3 protein-coding genes and 1 CRISPR repeat array are annotated in these 2,890 nt (G+C 31.5%); all 3 genes read left to right on the top strand.

The window, feature by feature from the left end; genetic code table 11:
* Nucleotides 1-51: 51 nt before the first annotated feature.
* Genes cas1 through csn2-St form a run of 3 tightly spaced genes read left to right on the top strand, consistent with a single transcriptional unit; the run spans nucleotide 52 to nucleotide 2,328 of the window.
* Complete coding sequence (gene cas1 / locus HMPREF2853_RS03525) at nucleotides 52-960, top strand: type II CRISPR-associated endonuclease Cas1 (protein ID WP_070534868.1); 909 nt, start codon at nucleotides 52-54, stop codon at nucleotides 958-960.
* A gap of 4 nt (nucleotides 961-964) precedes the next feature.
* Entirely contained in the window at nucleotides 965-1,288 is a 324-nt protein-coding gene (gene cas2 / locus HMPREF2853_RS03520; protein WP_001268300.1) for a CRISPR-associated endonuclease Cas2, read from the top strand.
* Nucleotides 1,285-2,328 (top strand): CRISPR-associated protein Csn2-St, encoded by a 1,044-nt coding sequence (csn2-St, locus tag HMPREF2853_RS03515; RefSeq protein ID WP_070534866.1) that lies wholly within the window; start codon nucleotides 1,285-1,287, stop codon nucleotides 2,326-2,328. The genes cas2 and csn2-St overlap by 4 nt, the downstream gene beginning before the upstream one ends.
* 70 nt (nucleotides 2,329-2,398) lie before the next feature.
* Nucleotides 2,399-2,830: a CRISPR direct-repeat array (repeat unit 36 nt; unit sequence GTTTTTGTACTCTCAAGATTTAAGTAACTGTACAAC).
* Nucleotides 2,831-2,890: the final 60 nt, after the last annotated feature.

The following is a 2,890-nucleotide window of genomic DNA, read 5'->3' as shown; positions in this document are numbered from 1 at the left end:
CAAACCACCCGTTAGACGGGTGGTTATGATTTTGTGAAAGAGGATAAGAGAATGACTTGGAGAATTGTGCATGTCTGTCAGAGTGAAAAAATGCAATTAAAGTTAGATAACCTTTTAATTAAGAAAATGGGTCAAGACTATGTTATCCCACTGAGTGATATTTCGATAATTGTAGCAGAAGGAGGGGAGACTGTTGTAACTTTAAGGTTATTAAGTGCTTTAAGTAAGCATAATATTGCTTTAATTGTCTGTGATAATGAACATTTGCCTACTGGAATTTATCATTCTCAAAATGGTCATTTTAGAGCCTATAAAAAATTACAGGAGCAATTATTGTGGACACAGGAACAGAAAGACAAATTATGGCAGATAGTGACCTATTTCAAAATAAATAACCAGCAAGATGTTCTTGCAATGTTTGAGAAACATATTGATAGTATCCAATTATTAGCAGATTATAAAGATCATATTGAGTTTGGAGATAAAACCAATCGTGAAGGTCATGCTGCCAAAGTTTATTTTAATGAATTGTTTGGTAAGAAATTTGTGCGACTTACTCAACAGGAAACGGATGTCATAAATGCTGGTCTTAATTATGGCTATGCGATTATGAGAGCGCAGATGGCACGGATTATTGCTGGTTACGGTTTGAATCCCATGATTGGCATTTTCCATAAGAATGAATATAACCAATTTAACCTGGTTGATGATTTAATGGAACCTTTTCGGCAGATTGTCGATGTCTGGGTCTATCAAAATTTACGGGATGAAGAATATTTGAAGTACGAGTTTCGCTTGGCGCTAACAGATACACTAAATGCAAGGATTCGTTACGGTAAAGAAACTTGTTCTGTGACAGTAGCAATGGATAAGTATGTCAAAGGTTTTCTAAAATGTATCTCTGATAAGGATACTAGTAAATTTTACTGTCCGGTGGTTTCGAGTGTAGAATGGAGTTAAAGAAATGAGGTATGAAGCATTGAGATTATTGTGTTTTTTTGATTTGCCAATGGAAACCAATCAAGAAAAGAGAGTCTATCGTAACTTTCGAAAAGACTTAATTGCTAATGGTTTTGAAATGTTACAATTTTCGGTTTATTATAGAACCTGTCCTAACCGAAGTTTTGCTAGTAAATTCTATAAAAAATTAAGTCAGAGTAATTTACCAAGTGGGAATGTCCGTTTGCTTGCAGTAACAGAGAAACAATTCTCTGAAATGGTTTTAATCATTGGTGGGAAAACAAAGCAAGAAGAAGTAGTCAGTGATAATAAGTTGGTAGTTATATGAAAATGAATATTAGTCATCCATACAAGGATAATATTTTATTAAGTTTTGGTCAATTTACTCAAATTATAGGACAAGATCAGCAATTAAAATACTATATTTGGCAGATACTATTATGGTATTTCGGAGGAAAAAAATATAGTGAGGAAGATTTAGTTCTATTTGAACAGAATGAACCTAAAATACTGATAGATGATACAATTGTTTCTCGTTCGGAATTTAGTGTCATTCAAATATCCAATATCAATGATTTGATTGAACAAATGGAATATAAAAAAGGAACAGTAGCCTATGATTATATAAAGAAAAAGATTAATTCTATAGAGATAATGGAGCAAATTGAAAATATCAATGACAATCTAGATAGGATTTCACTTTTATTGAATCAGAAGTTGAATCTTCAAATCGATGATATTATCTATCATACTGAAGCAAAATATTTTAATATGGATCAATTAATTCAAAAAAATTTTTTACCATACTTTGGAAAAAATGATAAAAATATATCCTTTGAATTTGTAGACAATAAGACAAAGTTTTTATTATTTCTTTCCATGTTAGAAGTTATTGCGACGAACAGTTCTGAAAAGTTCTTGCTTGTCTTACGAAATTTGGATGATTTTTTATCCTATAATGATTTTGTTGAATGTTGCGAGAAAATGGAGTTTCTTACTAATCATAGTAACTCATTATATATTGTGTTGTTTCCTTCAAATGAAGGTTATCTTCATGTAACTAAAGAAGTAATCGAGGAGATTAATATCGTTTCTGATTATGCCGATCATTTTTATTCTTTAGAATTTATGTATGAACGATTTAGCAATCAATATCCAATAAATCAAATACCTGATGAACAAGACTTTTTAACTTCTTTAAGAAAGGTTGGCCCCTATTTATTTAGTTCTGACATTCTTCATATGAGTTTATCTATAGAGGATCAAGTAGCATTAAAGATTTTAAACAAATTGTATCAGTATGAAATGAAAACAAAATTCCGTATTGAAGCGGTCAATCCAATGTTATTGAAATATTTGAAAGAATAGTATTGACGAGCGAGATTTAAGGCTTTATAATGTTTTTGAGGGAACAAAAATCAAAATTGACGAATTTGCGGTTTTTGTACTCTCAAGATTTAAGTAACTGTACAACCGAATCCTGAATTACACTCTAATAATGAGTGTTTTTGTACTCTCAAGATTTAAGTAACTGTACAACACTTACTTTCGAACTGGAACACGATTATGGGTTTTTGTACTCTCAAGATTTAAGTAACTGTACAACAGCCATTAATGAAATTGTTTAAAAGAAAGGGTTTTTGTACTCTCAAGATTTAAGTAACTGTACAACAGCTCAATCATTTCATTTGTTTTAGATGCTGTTTTTGTACTCTCAAGATTTAAGTAACTGTACAACCAAACTTTGAGTGTGAGGAACTTAAGTATGGTTTTTGTACTCTCAAGATTTAAGTAACTGTACAACGGGTTTTATGCCACGGGAGAAAGCAAGCCGGTTTTTGTACTCTCAAGATTTAAGTAACTGTACAACCGGAAGCCGTTAGTAGTATCATACAGACGGGTTTTTGTACTCTCAAGATTTAAGTAACTG

The sequence above is a fragment of the Streptococcus sp. HMSC077F03 genome, from assembly GCF_001812375.1.
Taxonomy (GTDB): domain Bacteria; phylum Bacillota; class Bacilli; order Lactobacillales; family Streptococcaceae; genus Streptococcus; species Streptococcus oralis_S.
This window is presented reverse-complemented; position numbering and strand designations above follow the sequence as displayed.

What these genes read in the sequence shown, in the direction of transcription:
- csn2-St (WP_070534866.1), top strand. Translation starts at nt 1,285, where the DNA reads ATGAAAATGAATATTAGTCATCCATACAAGGATAATATTTTATTAAGT.
- cas1 (WP_070534868.1), top strand. Translation starts at nt 52, where the DNA reads ATGACTTGGAGAATTGTGCATGTCTGTCAGAGTGAAAAAATGCAATTA.
- cas2 (WP_001268300.1), top strand. Translation starts at nt 965, where the DNA reads ATGAGGTATGAAGCATTGAGATTATTGTGTTTTTTTGATTTGCCAATG.